Source organism: Chitinophaga sp., from assembly GCF_036566945.1.
Classification (GTDB): Bacteria; Bacteroidota; Bacteroidia; order Chitinophagales; family Chitinophagaceae; genus Chitinophaga.
Genome location: NZ_DATCVJ010000543.1, coordinates 1 through 2,244, shown reverse-complemented (window position 1 = coordinate 2,244; position 2,244 = coordinate 1). Strand labels below are relative to the sequence as shown.

2 protein-coding genes are annotated in these 2,244 nt (G+C 46.5%); both read left to right on the top strand.

Going from position 1 to position 2,244, the window contains the following annotated elements; genetic code table 11:
* Window positions 1–953, top strand: a 953-nt coding sequence (locus VIP81_RS16620) for an LTA synthase family protein (protein ID WP_331963196.1), incomplete at its 5' end; no start/stop codon positions are given.
* A gap of 267 nt (window positions 954–1,220) precedes the next feature.
* On the top strand, window positions 1,221–2,244 hold a 1,024-nt coding region (locus tag VIP81_RS16615), incomplete at its 3' end, for a GAF domain-containing protein (protein WP_331963193.1).

Genomic DNA, 2,244 nt, shown 5'->3' with positions numbered 1-2,244 from the left:
CACTGGCCGTTCCGCCCACACCCGGACAAAGCATTGTACGCCGCAAAAACAACGAGGGACTGTTTTCAGTAGGACAGATCTTCGAACAAGCCGGCTACGAAAGCACCTTCTTTTATGGCGGCGATGGTTACTTCGATAACATGAATAAATTTTTCGGTAACAACGGCTACGATATCACCGATCGTCACCACCGGAAATTTGTGGAAGACGAGATCACCACTACCCGCACCAACATACCGGATAGCGCGGTTCAATTCTCCAACGCCTGGGGCATCTGTGATGAAGATATTTACAACGCAGCCATCAGAAGCGCCGATGAAAAATATGCGAAAGGGAAGCCATTCTACGACTTCATCATGACCACCTCGAATCATCGCCCGTTCACATATCCTGCCGGTAAAGTAGATATCCCTTCCGGCCAAAGCCGCGAAGGCGCCGTAAAATATACTGACTATGCCATCGGCCAGTTCCTGAAAAATATCAGCACCAAGCCCTGGTTTAAAAATACCGTTGTTATTTTTGTAGCAGACCATTGCGCCAGCAGCGCCGGCAAAAATGAAATAGAAATCAGTAAATATCATATCCCCTGCATCCTGTATAATGTTCCCGGAGCAGCACCACAGGAAATCAATGCCATGTGTTCACAGATTGATATTTACCCTACCCTACTGAGTTTATTGCACTGGACGTATAACAGCAAACTCTACGGAAAAAATGTACTGGACTCCAGCTACCAGCCACGTGCCATGATCAGCACTTATCAGAAACTGGGCTACCTGGAACCAGGAAAATTACTCATTCTCAGCCCACAGCAAAAAGCAGAATGCTTTAGCTGGAACCAGGCCCGCAATGAACAACACGCCGCTCCCATGGATAGTAGCCTGCTAAAAAACAGTATGGCGAATTATCAAACAGCCTATTCCCTGTTTAAAAATGGAGGAATGAAGAAATAATCATTGCCCGTCGGGAGAATTTGCCTGCTTTTATGCCCTGGCAAATTCTCCCGACAATTAAATAATTTCCCCTTTGTTTCTCCCCATAATTCCCTAAATTTATTTCCCCGGTATCATATTGATAATTTTTCTACTAACCGGCGCTCGTAATCTGGCCTCCTTTAAGCAACATTCATCCGATATTTCGCAATACTGTCAACGGCTGACAGCAATGCCTTGTTTTTTATTTGCAGAAAAACAACCAAAATAACAAAATCAACATCACTCATGTTGGCGACTACTTTTACGAACTCCCTCAAAAGTGATCCGGGCGGCGGGGAAATAAATGAAGACATCCAGTTACCCGAAAGGTGGAGGCAACAGCAGCAATTGCTGGGCCTCATCGGTAGCCTCCATGATAATTTTGCAAGGTCGGAGCATTTCCAGGATGCTTACGAACAACTGTTACCAGACCTGCTTTCACTGGCAGCCAGTGAATACGGCTTCGTGGGAGAAGTAACCAAAACAGACGATGGCAACATCCGGGTATATCCCCTCGCTAAAAGCCGGATGCCGGAAGACGAATGGAATTTTGCGAGCTCCCTGCAGATGACCGCCCACACCAGCCGGCCTCAGATCTGTCATCTTGATAATGGCATATCTTTTCTGGGACTTCCGGTCATATTTCAGCAGGAAGTACTGGTAGTGTTAGGCTTTCTCCGCAAAAACAATGCGTATACCCCGGCGGCTATTCAGCTATTCCAGCCGCTCCTGCAGGTACTGGGCTATCAGCATGGAAATGCTTCCCGCAACAGCGAGTATCAACAATTGAAAAATGCACATACGGACCTAAAATCTGAATGGGATGCGCTGATGATGACACTGGATGATATTGTGTTTGAAATGGATGATCAGAAAGCCTTTACCAAAGTATGGTGCAAACAGGAAAGCCTCCTGTTTCGCCCCCGGGAAGAAGTCATTGGGAAAACGATCACGGAAGTACTGGGCGAACATGCCATGGCCTTTAACCGTCTGGCAGATAAAATTCTGCGGACCGGGGAATCACAAACCTATATCTACCCCGATATCCGGCAAAATCTGGAGCATTGGTACGAATTGAAAATGACACTTATTAAAACCCGGCAGCCCGAATCAAAACGCATACTGCTCCTTATCAGAAATATTTCTGCCCGTGAAAGAAAACATGCCGACTTCCTGCAAGCTGAATCAGAACTGAAGCGAAGCAATCAGTTACTGGGTATTTGTCAGCAGATGGGTAAAATGGGAGGCTGGGAATTTAACGTCGTAACAG